18 protein-coding genes are annotated in these 20178 nt (G+C 68.4%); 11 read left to right on the top strand and 7 right to left on the bottom strand.

The genetic code is table 11. The annotated features are described in order from the left end of the window. The 3 genes from EKO23_RS22775 to EKO23_RS22765 form a co-directional block, all read left to right on the top strand. Window positions 1-428 (top strand): NAD/NADP octopine/nopaline dehydrogenase family protein (locus EKO23_RS22775; RefSeq protein ID WP_175582736.1); only part of this gene is annotated, 428 nt, incomplete at its 5' end. A 243-nt stretch (window positions 429-671) separates the two neighbouring features. Next, on the top strand, window positions 672-1343 hold the full coding sequence (locus tag EKO23_RS25505) for a thermonuclease family protein (protein ID WP_167880608.1): 672 nt from the start codon (window positions 672-674) through the stop codon (window positions 1341-1343). 439 nt (window positions 1344-1782) lie between these two features. Then, the gene (locus EKO23_RS22765) at window positions 1783-3552 is read left to right on the top strand and encodes a hypothetical protein (RefSeq protein ID WP_134720780.1); all 1770 of its coding nucleotides are present in this window, start codon (window positions 1783-1785) and stop codon (window positions 3550-3552) included. Between the two features lie 104 nt (window positions 3553-3656). Here the strand turns inward: EKO23_RS22765 and EKO23_RS22760 are convergent, their stop codons facing one another. Next, window positions 3657-4322 (bottom strand): response regulator, encoded by a 666-nt coding sequence (locus tag EKO23_RS22760; protein WP_134720779.1) that lies wholly within the window; start codon window positions 4320-4322, stop codon window positions 3657-3659. Next, entirely contained in the window at window positions 4319-5494 is a 1176-nt protein-coding gene (locus tag EKO23_RS22755; protein WP_134720778.1) for a sensor histidine kinase, read from the bottom strand. Before EKO23_RS22755 ends, EKO23_RS22760 begins: the two co-directional genes overlap by 4 nt. Window positions 5495-5738: 244 nt before the next feature. On the opposite strand from EKO23_RS22755, the gene EKO23_RS22750 reads away from it, so the two are divergent. Then, entirely contained in the window at window positions 5739-6200 is a 462-nt protein-coding gene (locus EKO23_RS22750; RefSeq protein WP_134720777.1) for a hypothetical protein, read from the top strand. A 168-nt stretch (window positions 6201-6368) separates the two neighbouring features. Beyond that, window positions 6369-6977, top strand: a complete 609-nt coding sequence (locus EKO23_RS22745) for a hypothetical protein (RefSeq protein ID WP_167880609.1) — start codon at window positions 6369-6371, stop codon at window positions 6975-6977. A gap of 606 nt (window positions 6978-7583) precedes the next feature. On the opposite strand, the gene EKO23_RS22735 is transcribed toward EKO23_RS22745, so the two are convergent. Beyond that, window positions 7584-8291: a winged helix-turn-helix transcriptional regulator gene (locus tag EKO23_RS22735; protein ID WP_134720775.1), complete on the bottom strand. Its 708-nt coding sequence runs from the start codon at window positions 8289-8291 to the stop codon at window positions 7584-7586. A 98-nt stretch (window positions 8292-8389) separates the two neighbouring features. On the opposite strand from EKO23_RS22735, the gene EKO23_RS22730 reads away from it, so the two are divergent. The 3 genes from EKO23_RS22730 (at window position 8390) to EKO23_RS22720 (ending at window position 12866) form a co-directional block, all read left to right on the top strand. Further along, window positions 8390-9838: an FAD-binding oxidoreductase gene (locus EKO23_RS22730; protein ID WP_134720774.1), complete on the top strand. Its 1449-nt coding sequence runs from the start codon at window positions 8390-8392 to the stop codon at window positions 9836-9838. A 372-nt stretch (window positions 9839-10210) separates the two neighbouring features. Continuing rightward, window positions 10211-11812 carry a GMC family oxidoreductase gene (locus EKO23_RS22725; RefSeq protein ID WP_134720773.1) on the top strand — a complete coding sequence of 534 codons (1602 nt, stop codon included), beginning with the start codon at window positions 10211-10213 and terminating at the stop codon, window positions 11810-11812. A 550-nt stretch (window positions 11813-12362) separates the two neighbouring features. Next, complete coding sequence (locus tag EKO23_RS22720) at window positions 12363-12866, top strand: hypothetical protein (RefSeq protein ID WP_217702769.1); 504 nt, start codon at window positions 12363-12365, stop codon at window positions 12864-12866. A gap of 901 nt (window positions 12867-13767) precedes the next feature. On the opposite strand, the gene EKO23_RS22715 is transcribed toward EKO23_RS22720, so the two are convergent. Together EKO23_RS22715 and EKO23_RS22710 are read right to left on the bottom strand one after the other, a co-directional pair. Next, on the bottom strand, window positions 13768-14079 hold the full coding sequence (locus EKO23_RS22715; protein WP_134720771.1) for a hypothetical protein: 312 nt from the start codon (window positions 14077-14079) through the stop codon (window positions 13768-13770). A 112-nt stretch (window positions 14080-14191) separates the two neighbouring features. Continuing rightward, entirely contained in the window at window positions 14192-15820 is a 1629-nt protein-coding gene (locus EKO23_RS22710; protein WP_134720770.1) for a helix-turn-helix transcriptional regulator, read from the bottom strand. Between the two features lie 47 nt (window positions 15821-15867). Here EKO23_RS22710 and EKO23_RS22705 point away from each other — a divergent pair, with 47 nt between their 5' ends. From EKO23_RS22705 to EKO23_RS22695, 3 genes are read left to right on the top strand one after another with little or no spacing between them, the layout of a single operon-like run. Then, entirely contained in the window at window positions 15868-16440 is a 573-nt protein-coding gene (locus EKO23_RS22705) for a homocysteine S-methyltransferase family protein (protein ID WP_134720769.1), read from the top strand. Between the two features lie 56 nt (window positions 16441-16496). Next, window positions 16497-17477 carry an aminoglycoside phosphotransferase gene (locus EKO23_RS22700; protein ID WP_134720768.1) on the top strand — a complete coding sequence of 327 codons (981 nt, stop codon included), beginning with the start codon at window positions 16497-16499 and terminating at the stop codon, window positions 17475-17477. After that, window positions 17474-18268 carry a class I SAM-dependent methyltransferase gene (locus EKO23_RS22695; protein ID WP_134720767.1) on the top strand — a complete coding sequence of 265 codons (795 nt, stop codon included), beginning with the start codon at window positions 17474-17476 and terminating at the stop codon, window positions 18266-18268. The genes EKO23_RS22700 and EKO23_RS22695 overlap by 4 nt, the downstream gene beginning before the upstream one ends. Before the next feature lie 174 nt (window positions 18269-18442). Here EKO23_RS22695 and EKO23_RS22690 read toward each other — a convergent pair whose 3' ends face one another. Further along, window positions 18443-18871 (bottom strand): nuclear transport factor 2 family protein, encoded by a 429-nt coding sequence (locus EKO23_RS22690; protein ID WP_134720766.1) that lies wholly within the window; start codon window positions 18869-18871, stop codon window positions 18443-18445. A gap of 70 nt (window positions 18872-18941) precedes the next feature. After that, window positions 18942-19649, bottom strand: coding sequence for a Crp/Fnr family transcriptional regulator (locus EKO23_RS22685; RefSeq protein WP_134720765.1), 708 nt, complete (start codon window positions 19647-19649; stop codon window positions 18942-18944). Between the last annotated feature and the right edge of the window lie 529 nt (window positions 19650-20178).

Genomic DNA, 20178 nt, shown 5'->3' with positions numbered 1-20178 from the left:
GCGGGTTCCTGTTCTACGAGGAGGGGGTCACCGAGGCAGCCGGCCGGGTGATCGAGGCGGTCGACCGCGAGCGGCTCGCGATCGCCCGCGCCCTCGGCGTGCGCGTGCTGTCCGAACCCGACCTGGGGGTCCTGCAGGGGTACATGCGCGAGGCCAACTACTCGACCGGATACTCCACCGCCCCGGGCTTCCTCGGCATCGGCGCGCAGACCCAGCTCGACAATCGCTACCTGACCGAGGACGTGGGCTTCTCTCTGGTCTTCCTGACCGACCTGGCCCGGCGCGTCGGCGTCGAGACCCCGACGATGGAGGCGCTGATCACCCTGGCGTCGGTCGTGCTGGCCCAGGACTTCCGCGCCACGGGCACACGCACGCTGGCGACCCTCGGCCTCGACGGCATGACCGGCAGCGAGCTGGCCGCGCTCTGACCGGCGGTCCGTCCTGTCAGCAGGTGGGCGGGTTCGGCGGCTCGGCCGAACGGACCTGACCGTCAGACGCTTGTTCGTGCGTCAATTCCGCACCCGGCTGGGACCAACGTCCCCCCTGACGGCGGGACCGAGGACCCGACTTCCGGTGCACGGACCCGATCCGCGTCACGCTCGCAGGCGTTGCCCGTTTCGGGACCAACCGGGACATTCCAGTCCACCACGTACGGCACAGAGGAAGCACACATGCGCAGAATCGCGCTCGTTGCCGCAGCCGTCGCGGCACTGACCGGCGGCCTGCTGGTCACCACACCGGGCACGGCCACCGCCGCCACCACCGCCACCACCGCCCGCGTCGTGCGCTGGGTGGACGGCGACACCGTGACCACCAGCCGCGGCACCGTCCGCCTCATCGGCGTGGACACCCCCGAGACCGGGCACTGGGGAGCACGCAACGCCACGCGTCTGGCCCGGCACTGGGCGCCGGCCGGCAGCACCGTCCGGCTGGTCAACCCGTCCTCGGTCCACAACCGGGACCGGTACGGCCGCCTCCTGCGGTACGTGCAACGTGGGCGCGACATCGGGCTCGTCCAGATCAACCACGGGGCGAAGGCCCGGTACGACGGCAGGGACGGCTACGACTGGCACCCGCGTCAGCACCGCTACCGGACCACCGACGCCCGGCACGCGGACTACCGTGCGCCGCGACCGTCCAGCGGCGGCAGCGGCGGAGGTGGCGGAGGGAGCACCGCACCCGCCGGGTCGTCGTGCCCGAAATCGGCCCCTATCAAGGGAAACAGGCCGTCGATGATCTACCACATGCCGTGGAACGCCTACTACGACGTGACCACCCCTGAACAGTGCTTCGCCACGCGGGCCGGGGCAGAGCGGGCGGGCTACCGGGCCGCGAAGATCTGACCCTGGCTCGAGCCGTGCACGGGCGACGACACGAGGACCGTTGTCGTCCGTGCCTGAGGGGCCAAGATCGTGTCCACCGGTCACCACCGAACCCGCTGAGCGGCGTTCCAGGGTCGGCACCGGGAGCGTCGGCTCCTGGCCGGGAGCCAGGATCAGCCGCTCGGAGATCGCGGTGGGCTGGTAGCCGGTGAACCAGACCAGGTCAGGTCCGGGAGTGACGAGGAGCCCGTTCAGGGCGAGCGGGCCGACCGCAACGGGCACGTGGGGATGGTGCGAGCCCCGCGTGGTCGGGCCCCCAGGGAGTCCCCAGGGCCGCATGCGAGCAGCGCCCACCACCCTGGTTGTCCATTGACACCGTCACGCGGACCCGGGCAGCGTGAACAGGTCGCCGCGAGCGCCGTCCGTGCGCTCGATCGTCACCCGAACAGAGGAGGGTTCGATGGCCATTCCGCGCCACGGCCACCGGGTCGGCATCAGCCTCGGCCTGGTCGCCTGCGTCTTGCTCACCGCTCCTGGAGCCCCGGCAGCCGATGGGGGGAAGAGCGGCTTCAGAACGGGCCAGGCCGCCATGCTGACGTCCGTGATGCCGGGCGCGACGGTGACGCCGCTGCTCACGGTCGGGGACACGCTCTCGAGCGGATACCGGTACGAGGCCATCCCCGACGGGATCTCCGTCCGGGCCCGGGGACAGGGTCGGGTGGATCTCCTCATCAACCACGAGACCGGCAAGGTCCCCTTCCCGTACAACACCGCGACCCCCACCGCTGCCAACGGCGAGAACGACTTCGACAACGCCCAGGTCAGCCAGCTCATCCTCAACCAGCACTCGGCCGGGGTCCTGAACGGGTCCTTCGCCATCGACAGCAGCAGCGGGTACCAGCGCTTCTGCTCGAACTATCTCGCGACGGCCGCCGAAGGCTTCGACCGGGACATCCTTTTCACCAACGAGGAGACCCCCGACTGGGTCATGCGCCAGGAGGACTCCTGGCCGCCGCCGGTGAGCAACGCCGGGGCGGAGGAGGGCGGCGTCGTCGTCGCGCTCGACGTCCGGACCGGCCAGCACCACCCGATCTACGGCATGGGTCGCCACAACCACGAGAACAGCGTGGCCATCCCTGGCTTCGACGACCTCGTCGTGATGTCCGGCGACGACACGTTCACCAGCGGACCGCTGACCGGCGTCACGTTCCCGGCCGGCATGACCGTCCCGAGCCAGTCGCAGGTCTACAGCTACCTCGCCCCGGACACGGACTCCCTGAGGGCCGATGACGGCACGCTCTACGCATTCGTGTCGGACACGCCCGGGGTCCGCAACTACTACGACGTGCTCCCCGGGTCGGGTACTTCGGTGAGCGGTCACTTCATCCCGGTGCCCAAGGCGATCGCGACCGGCAAGAACGCCGACGGGTCCGAGGTCCGCGCCGCCGACTTCGGCTACCCCGCACCGCCGTCCAACGGAAGCTGGCAGACCGACCTCCGGGTCACCAACCCGAACGTCGGCATCGACGGCCCGCAGTGGGTGATGGAGTACTGGAGCGACATCAACAACGTCTTCCAGTTCGTCCGCATCGAGGACATCGCCTACGACAAGCGTCCGGGCATGGGGAACGTCGTGTACCTCGTCGACTCGGGGCGCGGGCGGACCGCAGCCCAGAGTCTCGACACGCCCAACTTCCGCTCGACCAACGGCCGGGTCTGGAAGATGGTCCTCGACCCGGACGACCCCACGGTCGTGACCTCGATGACGGTCGTCGTCGAGGGCGACGACAACCCGGTGAAGACACTCTCCGAGGTCCATCAGCCGGACAACATCGAGACCACGCAGAACGGGTTCTTCCTCACCGAGGACCCGGGCTCCAGCCAGCAGTTCCCGGCCGGATCCGCCGACCCGGCCGCCACGACCGCCCGCCTCTGGCACGTGTCGTACGGCGGTACAGCGCAGGTCGTGGCCAAGGTGGACCAGTCTGCCGACGGCGGTGGCACGGATGTCGACGGTCGCACCGCCGGCAACTGGGGCGCCTGGGAGTCCACCGGCATCGTCGATGCCTCGGCAGCCTTCGGTCCCGGCACGTACCTGATCAACATCCAGGCGCACACGCTGTGGATCGAGAAGGCCCCGGGTGACGACAACAACGGTGACGGCCAACCGGACTTCACCTACAAGCGTGAAGGTGGGCAGCTGTTGATGATCAGAGCCCCCGGACTCTGACCCGAGCGGCCTCGTCGAGTGCCCGCCCGTCCGTCGGCCGGGCGGGCACTCTCGAGCGTCGCTTCGCGCTCGCCCGAGGTCCCTGGGGCCGCCGATCCTTCCGATCACGGCTCCGGCTCGGCTGAGGGGATGACCAGGCCGGACTCGTAGGCGACCACGACCGCTTGCACGCGGTCGCGGATCCCGAGCTTCCTCAGCAGGCGGGCGATGTGGGTCTTCACAGTGTTCTCCGTGACGAACAGGGTTGCTGCGATCTCGGTGTTCGACAACCCCCGGGCCACCTGCCGCAGTACGTCGACCTCACGCTCGGTGAGCCCGTCCAGCGACGGATGTGGGTGCGGGTGGTCGCGGCGCGCGAACTCCTCGATCAGCCGACGGGTGACTGACGGCGCGAACATGGCGCCGCCGTCAGAGACCACCCGGATTGCCGTGATCAACCGATCCTCGGAGGCGTCCTTGAGCAGGAAGCCGCACGCGCCGGCGCGCAGTGCGTCGTACACCACGTCATCGAGATCGAAGGTGGTGAGTACCAGCACCCGGGGCGGAGGATCTTGACTTGCCGTGATCGTTCGTGTCGCCTCGATTCCGTCGGTTCCCGGCATCCGGACGTCCATCAGCACGACATCGGGCCGCGTGAGCGCACACAGCGTGATCGCCTCCGCGCCGTCGCTGGCCTCTCCGACGATCTCCAGATCGGGCTCGGCGGAGAGGATCATCCGCAGCCCGGTCCGTATCAGCGGCTGGTCGTCCGCGAGCAGCACGCGGATCATCCGGTGCTCCCTGGATCCACGGAGTACGGCAGGTGGGCGCGGACCACGAACCCGCCGTCCGGGCCAGGCCCGGCCCTGACCGTGCCGCCGACGACCGCGACGCGTTCGCGGATGTTGATCAGCCCGTGTCCGTCGCCGGGCCGGGCCACCTCTCCGCCGTTGACCGGGGACCGGCCGTCGTCGCTGATCGCCACATCCACGTCGTGTGGTCTGTAGGTCACCTGCACCCGCGCCCGGGCCTTGCTCCCGGCGTGCTTGAGCACATTGGTGAGGGCTTCCTGGACGATCCGGTACGCCGACAGGTCGACGCCCGGTGGGACGGTCCCCGGCTCGCCGGACACCTCCAGGTCCACGCGCAGGCCCGAGCTGCGGACCTGCTCCACCAAGTCCTCGAGCCGCGACAGGGAGGGCTGAGGCGTGAGCGCGCCCTCTGTGGCCTCCTCGGTCTCCCGGAGAACGGCCAGCAGTCTGCGCATGTCGCCGAGCGCTGCTGTGTTCGTGTGCTCGATGGCGTCGAGGGATCGCCGGACCGCGGCGTCGTCGACACCGACCAGTCTGCGGCCCCCACGGGCCTGGAGCACGGTCACCGAGATCGCGTGCGAGACGACGTCGTGCAGCTCGCGGGCGATCCGGGCGCGCTCCGCGGCCACGGCTCGACGGGCACTGTCCTCCTGGTCACTGCGCAGCAGCTCGGCCTCGGCCTGAAGATGGTTCTCGCGTTCGCGGCGGAACCGCATGGCGACGCCGACGCCCCACGGTGTCCCGACGAACGCCACCGCGAACGCGACGTCGCTGGCGTCGCCGGCGTCATCGACCACGAATGCGGCGATGCAGGCGATCACCACACCGAGGCCAAGCCATGCCTGGAGCCCCGTTGCCCAGCGGCCCAGCGAGTAGATCGCGACCAGCATCACGAGCGGGAAGCTGATCGCCTCGTCGGCGAAGCCAGGCGCAGCACGGTCCACGAGCTGGACCGCGATGAGCACCAGAAGCACCGTGACCACCGGGAGCTGCCTGCGGAGCAGCAGCAGGAAGCAGGCCGCAACCCCGAAGGGGATCGCGAGCGCGAGCCGCACGTCGTCCCAGCGCAGCAGCTCCACGGCGTACATCACCGCGAGCGCGGTGACCAGCGCACGGTCGCCGTAACGCCCCCAGGCCCGGACGAGGTCCATAGCGCCCACGGTAGGCCGAATCCCGGCTCGAGGAATCACTCGCACGGACTACCCACGCGTCGCTCCACGGACGAGCGAGGTCGCCGCACGGAGTGACGACACGAGCTCCTTCCCGCCGTTGACTCGTGGGGTCGATTCCACCGCACGAAAGGACAATCCCATGCGCGACTACACCGGACCTCATGCCCGACGTCACCCAGAAGGTCGCAGAACGTGGCAGGACCGGGTTCGTCCTCCTGGCCGGGTGGCAATCGCGATCGCCTCGTCAGGACTGCTGCTCGCTGGGTCACCGGTCGGGACCGCCAACGCCGATCCGCCGGAGCGCGAGCACACCGTCACGACCTCACCAGCCGAAGGTCGATTCCGGTGCGGTGATCTCCTGCTCACCGTCAGCGCGGGAACCCAGACCGAGATCATCGACGGTCGTCTCCAGAACGGAGTTGCCCACGTCCGGATCCAACGAAGCTACGACGGCGTGACCCTGGCAGGGTCCGATGGGCGCACCTATCGCGCGGTCGCTCACGTCAACGCCCATTTCGTGCTCGTCGCACCGGACTTCGACAACCCGGTGCGGGGGGACGAGATCATCCACGTGGGTTTCCTCGGTGGTCCACAGGGATCACCCGGCTACCTGAACGAGCACCTCCGGATCCGGGGAGGAGTGGAGACCGACCAGGTCACCGGGCCCTGCGACTACGCGGACTAGCACTAGCGGAGCTGTGGACGTCTCTCGCCACAGGCGGACCCCGTCCAGCATGTTGACCCGGAGAGGCCATTGCGCCGCATCGCCTGACCGGACGACGCTCGTGGGAACGAGCGGCGCGAAGGGTCTCGGGGAGAGCGAGACCGGACCATGAGCCGGAGCGGTGTGCGGGTGGTCGTCGGCCACGTCCCGGTAGCAGTGCTTGCGCTCCTCACGGCCGCAGGATGTGGCGGCGACGACGAGTCGAGCTCCGACGCCGTCGCCGCGACGTCCGGGGCGAGCGAGTCTTCGACGACAACCGCCGCTGAGACGTCCGAGATCCTCGGTTCCTGGCACCGCGCGCAGGGCTGCGAGGAGATGCTTGTCGCATTCGAGAAGGCCGGCCTCGCCGAGTCCCACCGTGATTGGCTCCAGGGGAACTTCTACGGCGGGAAGCCGGGGCCGAAGAAGGGTGACCCGTGCGCAGGTGCCCAAGGTCCGCTGGAGCACGACCACTACTTCACCGCTGACGGCGGCTTCGGATCGCACGATCAGAACGGCGAGGAAGTCGATGGCGGAGACTTCGAGGAGATCGACGCCGACACCGTCACCTTCCCTTCTCATGCCGAGGAGTTCGGCTACCAAGGGGACATCCTGGTCGACTACACAGTGAACGAGGGCGTCGTGACGTTCGCGGTCGACCTGCCGAACGCGTGCGCGGACACCTGTGCAGACGCCTACGCATGGGCCTTGTCCGCGTTTGCGTCGGGGCCCTGGCAGCAGGGAGAGGTCCCGGGTTAGCGCCGAGGACTCGCTACTCCTGCCGGGCTGCCTGTGCGGGCGGGGTTCTGCCTGGGCGGATCCGGGAGCTGTGGACTCCGCCTGAGGGCATCGGCACGTGGTGGGCACCCGGGTTCTGCACGACTGTCGACGGCCTCGACCTCCGCACCCGGGGGGGCGCACTGGGTGCACATGCGAAACCGGCCCTGGCGCAGCGTTTCCGCTGGTCAGAGCCGGTTCGATCGGTCGGGCTTAGACGGTCGGGCTGACAGGACTTGACCCTGCGGCCCCTTGCTTCTCTACAAGGCCAGCAAGAGCTCGGTCGTCGCTTGCGGAAACGTGCGCTGACCTGCGTGAACACCTCGTCGCGGCGACTCGACATTGCTCGGCCTTGACCTCGAGAGCGGGCTATTGACCGAATAATTGGGGAATTAGCGCGGCACGGCATCCGCGCCGCGCAGCACACAAGAAACGACCACCGAAATCCGCGAGATCTACGGCGCTGCCGAAAGTCAGACGACCCGAGGTTGACTGCGTCACTTCGCCGCCCACTATGACGTTGGGTGCCACAACATGCCCGGAGGTCCGAGTCGAGAGCATGTTTGACGATGGTGAGTCTACGTGTGGCTAGGTGGGGGTCCTCACGATCGCTTTGCCAACGCTCGGGTCAGGTTTGACGTGTGCGAACATGCTGCGCGAGTTCCACTGTGGGAAGGCCCTGACCAGCCATGAGGGACCCTCGAGCTGGATTTGGGAGTCGCGGGTTGCCTGGACCCAGGTGAGCTGGCCGGCGTGCCATTTGACGAAGGCTTCCGCATCCGCGGTGATGTAGAGGTCTTCATCCAGACCGGGATAGGTCTTGCAGATCTCTGTCTCGCCCTGCTCGATGAGCAGCCAATACCTCTCATGCGGCCGATAGCCGGTGAAGTCGAACCTGATCACCACACGCCGATCCGGGAGCCTCTCCGAGCGCAGCGCGTTGCACATCGACCACAACGCCACGTACGGATCGAGGTTCTCGGGTGCGATCTCGAGCCAACGCGCGCCCCACTCACCGAGTGTCTCGCACACCTTGAACAGGTCCTGGCCCGAGCTCGTGAGCCGGTAGCGGTGGCCCCGGCCATGGCCCTTCGGTGCCGACGCCACGATGCCCACGCGTTCTAGCTGCTGGAGCCGTTGGGTGAGCAGCGTGCGGGAGAGTCCGGGCGCGCCGGCGAGGATCTCGCCGAAGGTTTCGCAGCCCAGGTACAGGTTACGGATGATCAGCGGCGTCCACCGCTCGGCGAAGAGCTCGGCACCGCGGGCGATCGGACAGTACTGGCCGTAGGTCCTCATAGTGCCAGTGTCGGGCGGCTGAGGAGCGCCGTGAAGTGCAAATTCCTTACTTCGAAGTCCAGATCTCTGACTTCTCCCTGGTGCCCCCCGATGGTGCGATGGGCCCATCCACCAGAGGAGGGCCGATGAGCCTCACCACCACGCGAATCCCAGGTTTCCGAGGCCGCCTCATCGCCGCGAACGATGATGACTACGACCGCGCCCGCGCTGTGTGGAACGGCAGCGTGGACCGGAGACCCGGACTGATCGGTCGCTGCAGCGACACCAATGACGTGGCCACCGCGGTGCGCTTCGCCCGGGCCCACGAACTCGAGATCGCCGTGCGAGGCGGGGGCCACAACGTGTCCGGCACCGCAATGTGCGACGACGGTATCGTGATCGACCTCGCACCGATGCGCGATGTGTGGGTGGACCCGGCGAAGCGGATCGCATACGTCCAGGGGGGCGCCCTATGGTGCGACGTCGACCAGGCGACCCAGACATACGGTCTGGCCACGACCGGCGGCATCGTCAGCCACACCGGCGTCGGAGGCCTCAGCCTCGGAGGTGGCATCGGTTGGCTGATGCGCAAGCACGGGCTCACGGTGGACAACCTCGTGGCCGCCGAGGTGGTCACCGCCGGGGGCGAGATCATTCGGGCTTCGGCCACTGATCACCCCGACCTGTTCTGGGCACTTCGCGGGGGTGGCGGCAACTTCGGCATCGTCACCTCGTTCCGGTTCGCACTGCACCCTGTCGGGCCTACAGTCCTTGCCGGACCGGTCTTCTGGGCCGCTGAGGACACCACGGACGTCTTGCGCTTCTACCGTGACTTCCTCACCGACGTGCCCGACGAACTGGGGAACATCGTCCGGCTGGGCACCATCCCGCCGCTCCCCGCGATCAGCCCGGAGCTCCACTTCCGAACGGCCATCGCCGTGGCCAGCTGCTACGCCGGTCCCGTCCGGTACGGGGAGCGCTTGGTTCGTGCCCTGCGCGAGTTCGGGACCCCGCTCGTGGACCTGGTCGCACCCACCTCGTACGTCGACCATCAGGCAAGCATCGATGACACCGTCCCCCACGGCTGGCACTACTACTGGAAAGCCACCGACCTCACGGCACTGTCCGACGAGGTGATCGGCATCGTGGCCGAGCACGCCTATCGCGCCACCTCACCGAGGTCCTACGTGGCGATGTTCCACCTGGGCGGGGCCGTTGGCAGAGCGCCCAGCGATGCCACGGCGTACAACGGGCGCGACGTGGACCACAACATCGTCATCGACGCGGCCTGGCTCCCCGAACAAGACGAAACGGTCGCTGCGACGGAGACGGCATGGGCTCGAGAGTTCCTGGACGCGCTGCAAGGTCACCGCGCCGGTGTCTACGTCAACTTCCTCGACTCCGACGACAACGCGTCCCGCGTGCATGACGCCTACGGCGACAACACCTACGACAGGCTCGCCGACATCAAGGCGACGTACGACCCCGAGAACGTCTTCCACCACAACAAGAACATCCAGCCCGTGCATGCACGTCCGGCGCCTGGGCTGGAGCCGCTACGGCCTTGAACGGTTGGCTGACACCCGCCTTCGCAGGTGCGTCATTCGCGAGGTAGTCCACACAGTTTCGACCTGAGTCCTTCCGCCGGGTTCCAGCGGTGCGATTGCCTCCATGCCTGTCCAAGGGGATGCGTTCGCTCAGTCAACAGCGACCAATACCTGGTGAATTTTTCCAGGCTCCTTGGACAAGAAGTGCGGCGCCCCGCCACTCGCGGCGCGCCCGGACATACACTCGTGGCGTACGACGGAGGCAGGCATGGCGCATTCGGATGCCGCGCGTTTCGGGCTCAGCCGCGTGCTTCGACAGTCGCGTGCAGGCGTTCTCGTGACAACGTCGCCGCCGGCATGGCTTGCGTCTTGGAGCCGAATCGGAGATGGGTGATGGCCGGCGGCACCTATCACTACGCCATCGTGGGCGCCGGTTCTGCGGGCTGCGTGCTGGCCAACCGGCTGTCGGCCGACCCCGCGTGCCGGGTGGTGGTGCTAGAGGCGGGCGGGCCGGACCGGGCGCGCGAGATCCGGGTCCCGTTGGGGTTCATCAAGCTGGCGCAGAGCGCCTACGACTGGAAGTACCGCACGACCAGGCAGCCGCAGTTGTCGGACCGGGAACTGTTTTGGCCGCGTGGCAAGACGCTGGGAGGTTCGTCATCGATCAATGGGCAGGCGTGGACGCGCGGGCATCGCCTCGACTACGACGGTTGGGCGGCAAGCTGTCCGGGCTGGTCATTCGACGAGGTGCTGCCGTACTTCCGGCGCGCGGAGCGCCGTGTGGGCAGCAACGCCGGAGGGGTGTATGGCACGTCCGGTCCTCAGTTCATCTGTGAGCTGCGCGACCCCAACCCGACCACGGCGGCTTTCCTGGCTGCGTGCGCCGAAGTGGGTCTGCGCCGTCTCGGGGAGCTGAACGAGGCGGACAACACGGGGTTCTCCCCGACGCCGGTGACCCAGCGCCGCGGGCTTCGGCACAGCGCCGCGGACGCTTATTTGCGTCCCGCAAGGCAGCGACGCAACTTGACCGTCCTCACCCAGGCGCACGTCCAGCGCGTCCTGCTGGACGGGGCACGTGCCACGGGCGTTGAGTACCGGGACGCGGCCGGCGCGACCCAGCGAGTCACCGTCTCCCGGGAGGTGATCCTCAGCGGCGGCAGCATCAACTCACCGCAGCTGCTGATGCTCTCGGGCGTCGGAGATCCCGAGCAGCTACGCGTCGCGGACGTGCAGCCGCGCCATGAGCTGGTCGGCGTCGGTGCGAACCTGCAGGACCACCTGGCCTGCGGCATCGTCGTGCACTGCCCCAAGCCGGTCACCCTGTTCGCGGCGGAGTCCCCGGCGCAGCTGGCCCGGTTTCTGCTCATGCGCCGTGGATTGCTCACCTCCAGCCTGAACGAGGCGGTCGCCTTTGTCCGCACCGACCCGGCTCAGGCCGCGCCCGACATCGAGCTCGTCTGGCTACCGGCACCGCTGCTGGGCTACAAGCCGCTCGGAGGTGTCATACCCCCACCGGCCCACGGTCTGACCTTGGGCGTGGAGCTCCTGCAACCGGACAGCCACGGTCACATCCGTCTGGCGAGTGGCAACGCGGCGGAGCCGCCGGTCATCGACCCCGGCTACCTCACCGCCGAGTCCGACCTGCACGGCCTGCTCGTCGGCATCCGCTTCGCCGAGAGGCTGTTGGAGACCGCCGCGCTGCGCGCGTACGTCGGGGCCCCCATGGCACCCTGGCCGGGCAAGGTCGACGACGCCAAACTCGCGACATTCATCCGGGAACAAGCCCAGACCGCATTCCACCCCGTCGGAACCTGTCGCATGGGCAGCGACGATGCCGCAGTAGTTGACTGCGAGCTCCGGGTACACGGCCTGCACGGGCTGCGGGTGGTAGACGCCTCGGTGATGCCGCGGATCATCCGCGGCCACACCCACGCACCCACCGTCATGATCGCCGAACGCGCCGCCGACCTCATCCGACCTAGCACCCCGAACTAGGCCTGGCGGGCACTGTTGCATTGAGCGTTCACAGGTTCGAGCGGCGGGAGATCTTCCCGTGCGACAGGTCCTTCCGGCCCCAAGAAGACCCGTTTGGCTACCACCGCACCCCTATGGGCTCGATCTGGGGGCCCGCTGCCGGAGCTCGGGCGAACATATTGCGGCGCCGATGTCGCGAGATGGCTCAATGCAGCAGGCCCCAGAAGTATCGCCACAGCCTCCCCAACACCGATCAACGCAACCGACGCCCTCACCCGCACCCAAGATCAGAGCTGGCGTCACAGCGGCCCGGAGTGCGGCTGCGCCGTGGTTCTCGATGAACACCCACGGCGGGCACTGAGGACGTTGTCCTCTTACGCGACGAAGCGCATGCTCGCAGGCTTGTTGCATGACGTTGGGACGCAAAGGGCTGGGTGCGGTCGGCCTTGCCGTTGCTGCCTATGCAGGGTTTGTTCGCTCTCGCCTGATGCGCTGGGGCGCAACCGATGACGAAGTTGCCGGACCCTTTCCCGGGGCGGACGTTGTCCCCGAAGGGCAGAGGGGCCCGACAATGGCGGTCACCATCGATGCTCCGCCGGACCAGGTCTGGCCGTGGCTGGTCCAGATGGGCGGAGATCGAGCAGGGTGGTACTCCTGGGACCGCCTTGACAACGGTGGTCGACCGAGCGCCCGAGAAGTCCACCCGGAGTGGCAGGGCCTTGCCGTCGGCGATTACGTCAAGTACTGGCGAGGGAGCCAGGGTGCCGTGGATGCTTGGCGGGTTGCCATGCTCGAACCGAACCGGTTCTTGGGGCTGCACGGGTTGGCCGATCTTCGGCTTCACAACCTCGACCCGAACCAGCCACGGCCGCGCGCCTACACCGAAGGCCTGTGGGGCTTCTTGTTGAACGAGCGGCCCGGGGGCAGAACGCGTCTGGTGATCGGCGGCTATGAGGCCATTCGCCCTCGATGGCTGTGGCGCCTGTACTCCTACACCCCGCTCGTCTGGATCATGCAGGCACGCACGATGTCGGTGCTCAAGCGAAATGTCGAGCACGCCCAGGCACACAGGTGACCAGCTCACTCGGGGCTTGAAGGCGGCGACGTGGCTTGCCAGCACCGCATGCGCGTCATAGCGCCGCGTGCCGGTACCTCGCCGTCGCTCTTGAAACGCGCTCCCACTCTGGCTGCTTGGTCATCGGTGAGTTCCCAGCGGCTGTAGGAAACGGTCTGCCAGGTGGTCTCTTTGCCATTGGCGGATGGTTCTGGCGCTGACGCCGAGTTCGGCGTGAGCTGCTTCGGGGTGAGGACTTCGGTCACCTTGCCTCGTTAGGGACAAGAAGGTCAGGGTGCTGCCGCCCTCGGAGCGGGGCTGGCAGCGCTGCCGGTTTGGGGGAGAGCGCGGCATCACTGGGAACCGATCGGTTGGCAAGCTCTCGCGGTGTCAGCGAGGCGTCTGCTTGCCTGTCGGAGTCGGTCTCGTGGTTCGCCGACCTTGTCGAGGTTGAGGTGTGGCCGGAGTCGGAGCACGACTGCGGTCTCGACGTCATCTGCGCCCACGTCGCCCCGATGTCGCCGAAGAACCTCAGGGCATCCTCGCTCGGCGCGTCCAGCGGAGGCTCGCCTGCCGAGCTCACGGCGCAGATGGCCGAGAAGAGGACCACCATCGCGACCAGGCCGGGCACGCCGGTGCGACGGGCGAGCCGACTCCAGGCCCGGAGCTCGCTGTCGTTGACGGGTCGGACGGGCTCCATGTCGACTTCGCTCTCGCATCAGGGGCTGCGCCACGCCACCGCGGGCGGGTGGACGACGACGTTCGTCCCGAGCCGACCCGTCCCGTCCACCGAACCCGCGGCTGCCCTCGGCGACCATCGTGGCGATCGCGCTCTCGCGTGCCAGGAGCCGACGTGGAGGTCCCTCGCGGCTCCCGCTCAGCTCGCTCGTCCGGTCCGGACAGGGAGCGGGGCACGCCTGGGTCAGGTCGACGTCATGGCGCCGCGGACCGCCGCCGCCGTCTGCAGACCGAGCGGCCGGTCGGCAAAGGCCTGGTCGCCGTCGACCTCCCAGCACGTGTTCACACTGGCGTCGCCCAGGGTGCGGTCGACGTAGGTCTGGACGTCGGCGACCGACTCCGACTCCCACAGGCAGAAGGCCTGGGAGCCGTCGCGGACCGGGTAGAACTGCAGGCCGCGGGTGCCGGCCGGGACACCCTCGTTCCTGATCAGCTTCGCGCCGCGGGCGAAGGCTGTCGGCGGGTCGGTGAAGCGGTGGTGAGCGATGACGTACATCTCGTTTCCCCTTTCGTGAGGTCGTGCAGGTGACCGTAGGTCCCGCAGTGACCTGACCGCTTCGCCGAGATCAGCCATCACCGTGGCCGGCGATGGTCAGTTCTGACCACGCTCAGACCAGGCCGCGCTGGTGGGCGAAGGCGCTGGCAGCGGTGCGCGACGACACGCCGACCTTCCCCAGGATGTTCTGCACGTGCCTCGCGACGGTGTGCTCACTGATCGTCAACGCAGTCGCGATCTCCCGGTTGCTGCGACCGGCGGCGAGCAGGCGGAGCACCTCCACCTCGCGCTCGGTGAGGCCGGCCGCGGCCCTCCCGGGTCGTCGTACGTCGAGCCGGGCCGCGTCGGCCCGAGCGCCCATCGCGTCGAACGACGACCGGGCGGCCTCCTGCTCCATGGTCGCCGTCTCCTCGTCGGCCAGGGCGCGGCAGGCGCGGGCGATGAGCGCGCGGGTCCGCGCCACCTCGTACGGCGCGTCGAGGCCGAGCCACACACCCAGCGCCTGACGCAGCGCGATGAGGGCCTTCCCCGGGTCACCGTCCGCGAGTGACACCGCCCCGCCGGCGTACGCCGCCTGTGCCCGGAGCATGCCGGTTCCCTGCAACCGTGCGAGGTCGGCGAGCTCGACGGAGGCCGCCACCGCATCGTCCTGCTCGCCGGCGGTGAGCATGATCTGCACGAAGGCAGGGAGCAGCCGGGCACGCGGGAGGCGTTGGACCGTCTCACGCAGGACCCGGCGGATCGTCGCCGCCGCAGCGGTGGAGTCACCTTGCTCGAGACGGAGCAACGCAAGGCCTGGTTGCGGCTCGTAGCCCCGGGCGTTGGCTTCCCGGAATGCCTGCTCGGCCGCGTCGACGTCCCCGCGAAGCCGGTGGATCTCCCCCTGCCGGTAACGTGCCCTCCCGCTGGCAAGCTGGTTCAGCACCCCGTGGTCGAAACGGTCCGCCGCCAGCTCGGCGGCGCCGAGGGCGTCGTCCCAGGAACCGGCGAGCTCCAGGACCTCGGCGCGGTGCACCTGGCACAGGCCGTTGTGCTCGACCATCGCGGGCTGGCTGTCACACCACCGCACCAGCGCGAGCATCCACGCCCGGGCGTGGGCGACCTCGAGGGAGTCCTGGCAGAACGCAAGGGTGTTGCAGTAGAGGATGCCGGTGACGATCGGCGACAGCTCCACGGACGTGGCCGCGAGCATGACCTCGTCGACCAGGCTCAGCCCCTCCTCGACGCGGCCGAGGTTGAGCAGGGCCCGGGCCTGGTCGTCTCGCGCCAGCCACGTCAGGTCCGGATCGCCGAACCTCTCGCCCACCTGCTCGCCCCGCACCGCCGTGGCATGACCGCGCTCGAAGTCACCGCCGGCCATCTCCTTCAGCCACGTCGGGATCAGGAGGTAGCCGGCTTCGACGCAGTCTCGGTCCCCGAGTATCCGATGCGCGCGGGCGAACCAACCGCCGGCACCGACCGGGTCGCCGCGGAACAAGCGGTTGTGCCCGATCCAGAAGGCGCACCGCACCGCGCGCCGGTCGTCGCCCGCGGCCAGGTAGCCGTGATGCGCCCGCTTCAGACACGCGGCGTACGTCGCGTCATCGGCAAGCATGTAGGCGGCGGTCGCGAGCAGCTCCAGGTCCGGGGCTGCGAGAGGAGACGCCGCGTCCGCGCGCGACAGGTGATCCGACGCGTCGAGCCACGCGGCGTCGGCACACGCCTGACGACCGTACGCAACATCGGCGTCCCGATCCGGCACATGTCCATCGTGGCCCAGCGCCTCGTCCGCCGCCAGCGAGGAGCGACGTGGGTCTTGAGGACGGTGCGCCTGGTGAGCTCTGGAAGCTCTTGAACCGCGACGCGGTCCGCACGGCGCACGCGGCGTACGCCGAGGCGGGGGCGCGGCTTCTCACCACCAACACGTTCGGCGGGACGCGACCACGGCTGGAGATGCACGGCCTGGGCGACCGCGTCGGCGAGGTGAACCGGACGGCGGCGCAGATCGCGCGATCAGTGGCGGACGAGCGCCGTCTGCTCGTCGCGGGCGACCTCGGCCCGACTGGCGAGCTGCTGGCGCCCCTGGGCGCCCTGACACGCGAGGACGCGCAGGAGCTGTTCGCCGAACAGCTGGTCGGACTGGTCGAGGGCGGCATCGACCTGGTGCTGGTCGAGACGCTGAGCGACCTCGGCGAGGCCGAAGCGGCCCTGGCCGCGGCACGCACGGTCGCGCCCGGCCTTCCGGTCGCGGTGACGATGAGCTTCGACACCAACCTGCGCACGATGATGGGCGTCCGCCCGGCCGACGCAGTGGCGCATCTGGCAGCGGCGGGCTCGATCAGGGCTGAGTCATACCGGCTCCTTTGTGTCCGCCTTCCGTAGCTCCTAGGAGGAAGGCCATCGGTGCCATGCTATGGAGCATGGATGTTGGGGACTCGGTGGGCACGATCGAGGAGCTCGTCGCCGGCGCCACGGGCCGACGTCCTGTCCGCGGCTCCGACGCCAAGTCCGGGGCTGAGTTCGAGCTGCTCACCCTCGATGGTCGATCGTGCTTCCTCAAGGTGCTCGACGCCGAGTCCGACTGGATCATGCGAGTCACCGGAAACACCGACCACTGGGAGCACAAGGTGTGGCGCGCCGGCATCTACCACCGGTTCCCTCGCGTCATCGACCACACGATCATCGCCATGGCCTTTGACACCACGGGCGGCTCGACTCGTATCGGCATCCTCATGGACGACGTCAGCGGGTCGCTCGTGCCCCCGGGTGATGGTGTTGTGACTGTCGAGACCCACGACGCGTTCCTGCGCCACATGGCGCAGCTCCACGCCACATTCTGGGGATGGCGCGACACCGTCGGGCTGTGTCCGATGGCGAACCGCATCCGCTTCTTCTGCCCCGAGGTCATCGCCATTGAGCTGGCAGTCGACGAGGTGCCGGGACCGATCGCGGCCGCAGACGCCGGGTGGAAGCGGCTGGCTGGCATCCATCCTGAGCTGAGCGCCCTTCTACGTGGGATTCACAACGACCCGGCGGGCTTGGTCGACGCCTTGGCAGAGACTCCCGCCACCTTCGTGACCGGTGACTGGAAGATGGGCAACCTCGGCCGCCACCCTGACGGGCGCACGGTCCTGGTGGACCAGGCCTACCCGGGCGAGGCGCCCGGGCTGTACGACCTGCTCTGGTACGTGGCCCTCAACCGGATGCGTCTACCCGTGTCCAAGGCATCGACGATCGCCGCATACCGGGCTGGACTCGAGGCCGCCGGCGTCGACACGAGCGACTGGTTCGACCGGCAGCTGGGCTTGTCGATCATCGCCATCATGGCGACCTTTGCCTGGGAGAAGGCGCTCGGTGATGCCGAAGAGCTCGCGTGGTGGTCGGCCCAGGTCGCTCGAGCGCAGTCGTGGCTGCCATGACTGCTGCCGACGGCTTGGCCCTCGCTCGAGAGGGATACGAGGACGCCGCTACGGACTGGGCCGATGGCGCTGAGATCGTGTACGGCCCGTTGGCCGATGCTCTGCTGGCACGCGCCCCTGAGCTTGTCGACCGGCTCGTGCTCGATGTTGGCGCGGGGACGGGAGCTGTTTCCCGTCGGCTCGTCGCCGCCGGAGCTCACGTGGTCGCGGTCGACGCCTCGTGGTCGATGCTGGCACATTCGGCTGCGGGCCGCCCGCCGGCCGTCGTGGGCGACATCAACCGGTTGCCTTTGGTCGACGGCGCGGTTGACGGTGCCGCGGCGGCGTTCGTGCTCAACCACGTCGCCGATCCCGTGGCTGCACTGACCGAGCTGTGCCGCGTCGTCCGTCCGGGCGGCTTCGTGGTGGCGTCGGTGTTCTCGGCCGCCGACCCGTCGGCGGCGAAGTCAGCGATTGATGGTGCCCTGGCCAGAGCGGGCTGGGAACCGCCGCAGTGGTACCAGTTCATCAAGTCAGTCGGCGATCGGGTGGGCTCCGCGGCCCGTATGAGCGACGCAGCTTGCGCCGCCCATCTCGAACAGGTCGACGTTGTCGAGGGACGGGTACGAACCGGCGTCACCGATCCACGCGACATCGTCCGCTACCGGCTCTCCCAGCCGCAGAATGCCCGATTCGTGGCCGGACTCAGTCAAGCGGCAAGACGACAGGTCATCGACGAATGCATGGCCGCAGTCGCCGCAACCGGCGAGGCCTTCGACCCTGGTGTCGTGCTCCTCGCGGCCAGCACCTGACCTCAACATCGCGTTACCTCGACAGCCGAGGGCATCGCACCCCGATCGCTAGCTGAAAGGAGCGTTCGGCGACCGAGCTCGGTAGCCGCTTCGCTCGGAAGCCGACTCGTGGCTCAGAACCCCTTTCAACATCTCACCTCCACCGCGACTTTGGCATGGCTGCTTGGGCCAGTTCTAGCGTCGGGCGAGTGCCCCACCACTGGTTTGGTCTGTCACGTCTGCGAACTGCAGGGTGTCGGTGTACTGCTGCCAGCGAACCGCCTTGCCGTCGTGGAAGTCCCACACATGGGCGACTTGCGCGTCCAGGGGTCTTCCGGTGGCCCTGGCGGTAGCCCGGTAGCGGCCCTGCACCAGCATTGTTTCTCCGAACTCGCTGATGCGGTGTACGTCGACGACGAAGCCGTCGAAGTCGGCCCCGATCCGGGCGAAAACGCCCTCCAAGACGGCGTCAGGGCCGGTAAAGGGTCCTCCAGGCCAGTAGGCGATGTGCTCCGCCTCGTGCCATTCGATCTGGTCATCCAACAGCCCGAGGATTGGCTGGACGTCCCCGTGTGACAGCGCATCGTAGGCCTTGCGCAGAAGTTCGGTTGCCTCGGCGGTCATGCTGCCCTCCTTGGGTTGAGACCCGCTCCGGGCCTTCTGATCGGACACTCGCACCCGGGGCCGCTGCCCGTCAGGAACTTGTGTTCCATTCGACCTCTCGAGCAAGCCGGACCGGATCGGTGATGACGATCCGTTCCCGTCCCGTTTGGATGATGCCTTCCGCGCGCAGTTCTCGTAGAACCCGGACAACGACCTCGCGAGTCGTTCCTACCGCGTCTGCCAGGTCATGCTGGCTTTGACGCACGACCCGGCCTTCTGGGCGGTGGAGACGGGGTGGCTGGTCAAGTCCCAGGCACAGGTCGAGGAGATGCCGGGCAACGCGCTGCCTGACTGTTGTGAAGGCGCTGCCAGGGATCTCGTAGATGAAGCCCATCACCCGTTCTCCGAGTTCGCGCAGGAAGGCGTTCGCCACGCGGACATCTGCAGAGGCCGCCCGGATCACGGCCGCGGCGTGCAACTTCAGCAGCCCTGAGTCCACGAGTGCCTGGGTGGTGACCGGAGTGGAGTACTCCGGGGCGAACAGCGAGACTGCTCCAATAATCGCACCGGCCCGGCAGTAGCGAACCGTCATCGTGCGGCCATCCGGCGCGACGACGAACAGCCGGACAGCGCCCGTCATCAGCAAGTCGATGTGGCGGACCAGCTCGCCTTCTCGAGTGCTCACCGAGCCAGCAGGAAGCGTCACCTCCACGGCTCTGTCCAAGATGGGCTCCAAGGCCTGCTGCGGCAAATCACGAAGGTTCGACAAACCCAAGGCGGACTCAACCCGGGGGTCCATCACCCAAGCCTAGCCATCAGCAACCATGGTGACCCCGCCCACAAGGCACAAGAAGCGCGGCCGAGCCCACCCGCCCGAAGCAGAAGGCACTCATACGAAGTCTGGGCGAAACTGACGAGCGCGCCGGAAATGCGAGGCAGCAGAATCGTGAACTCGATGAGTCACACAGCGCCACGCCAACCCGGTCCGATCTGCTGCCCAAGTTCAGGTTCGAGTCGGGCGCCGAACCCGCGTCACTCCGCGTTTGCAGCGTTGCCCCCTCTGGGCGCCGGGCGCGCCCGGATCGCAGCGTTGGCCCAGCGCCCGGGCTGACCTGTGGGTCATGGCCCAGCGAACACCGAGCGACGACCCGGCGCTTGCGATCCCGCCCAGCTGGTCAGGCGATGCATCGATCCCCGACGGCCAGCGCCGATCACGCGAATCCTTTGGGAGTACGTGGGGAACATCGCTCCCCCGTCGGTGACCACGTGGCCATTTTCGCTGGTCAGCGACCCTCCTGCGAGACTTGAACCCGCGAGTACTTCGGGAT

It is taken from the genome of Nocardioides guangzhouensis (assembly GCF_004519545.1).
Lineage (GTDB): Bacteria > Actinomycetota > Actinomycetes > Propionibacteriales > Nocardioidaceae > Nocardioides > Nocardioides guangzhouensis.
This window is presented reverse-complemented; position numbering and strand designations above follow the sequence as displayed.

Excerpts from the sequence above, each read along its gene's own strand:
- EKO23_RS25505 (WP_167880608.1), top strand. The coding sequence starts at position 672 with ATGCGCAGAATCGCGCTCGTTGCCGCAGCCGTCGCGGCACTGACCGGC.
- EKO23_RS22765 (WP_134720780.1), top strand. The coding sequence starts at position 1,783 with ATGGCCATTCCGCGCCACGGCCACCGGGTCGGCATCAGCCTCGGCCTG.
- EKO23_RS22760 (WP_134720779.1), bottom strand. The coding sequence starts at position 4,322 with ATGATCCGCGTGCTGCTCGCGGACGACCAGCCGCTGATACGGACCGGG.
- EKO23_RS22755 (WP_134720778.1), bottom strand. The coding sequence starts at position 5,494 with ATGGACCTCGTCCGGGCCTGGGGGCGTTACGGCGACCGTGCGCTGGTC.
- EKO23_RS22735 (WP_134720775.1), bottom strand. The coding sequence starts at position 8,291 with ATGAGGACCTACGGCCAGTACTGTCCGATCGCCCGCGGTGCCGAGCTC.
- EKO23_RS22730 (WP_134720774.1), top strand. The coding sequence starts at position 8,390 with ATGGGCCCATCCACCAGAGGAGGGCCGATGAGCCTCACCACCACGCGA.
- EKO23_RS22725 (WP_134720773.1), top strand. The coding sequence starts at position 10,211 with ATGGCCGGCGGCACCTATCACTACGCCATCGTGGGCGCCGGTTCTGCG.
- EKO23_RS22720 (WP_217702769.1), top strand. The coding sequence starts at position 12,363 with ATGGCGGTCACCATCGATGCTCCGCCGGACCAGGTCTGGCCGTGGCTG.
- EKO23_RS22715 (WP_134720771.1), bottom strand. The coding sequence starts at position 14,079 with ATGTACGTCATCGCTCACCACCGCTTCACCGACCCGCCGACAGCCTTC.
- EKO23_RS22695 (WP_134720767.1), top strand. The coding sequence starts at position 17,474 with ATGACTGCTGCCGACGGCTTGGCCCTCGCTCGAGAGGGATACGAGGAC.
- EKO23_RS22690 (WP_134720766.1), bottom strand. The coding sequence starts at position 18,871 with ATGACCGCCGAGGCAACCGAACTTCTGCGCAAGGCCTACGATGCGCTG.
- EKO23_RS22685 (WP_134720765.1), bottom strand. The coding sequence starts at position 19,649 with ATGGACCCCCGGGTTGAGTCCGCCTTGGGTTTGTCGAACCTTCGTGAT.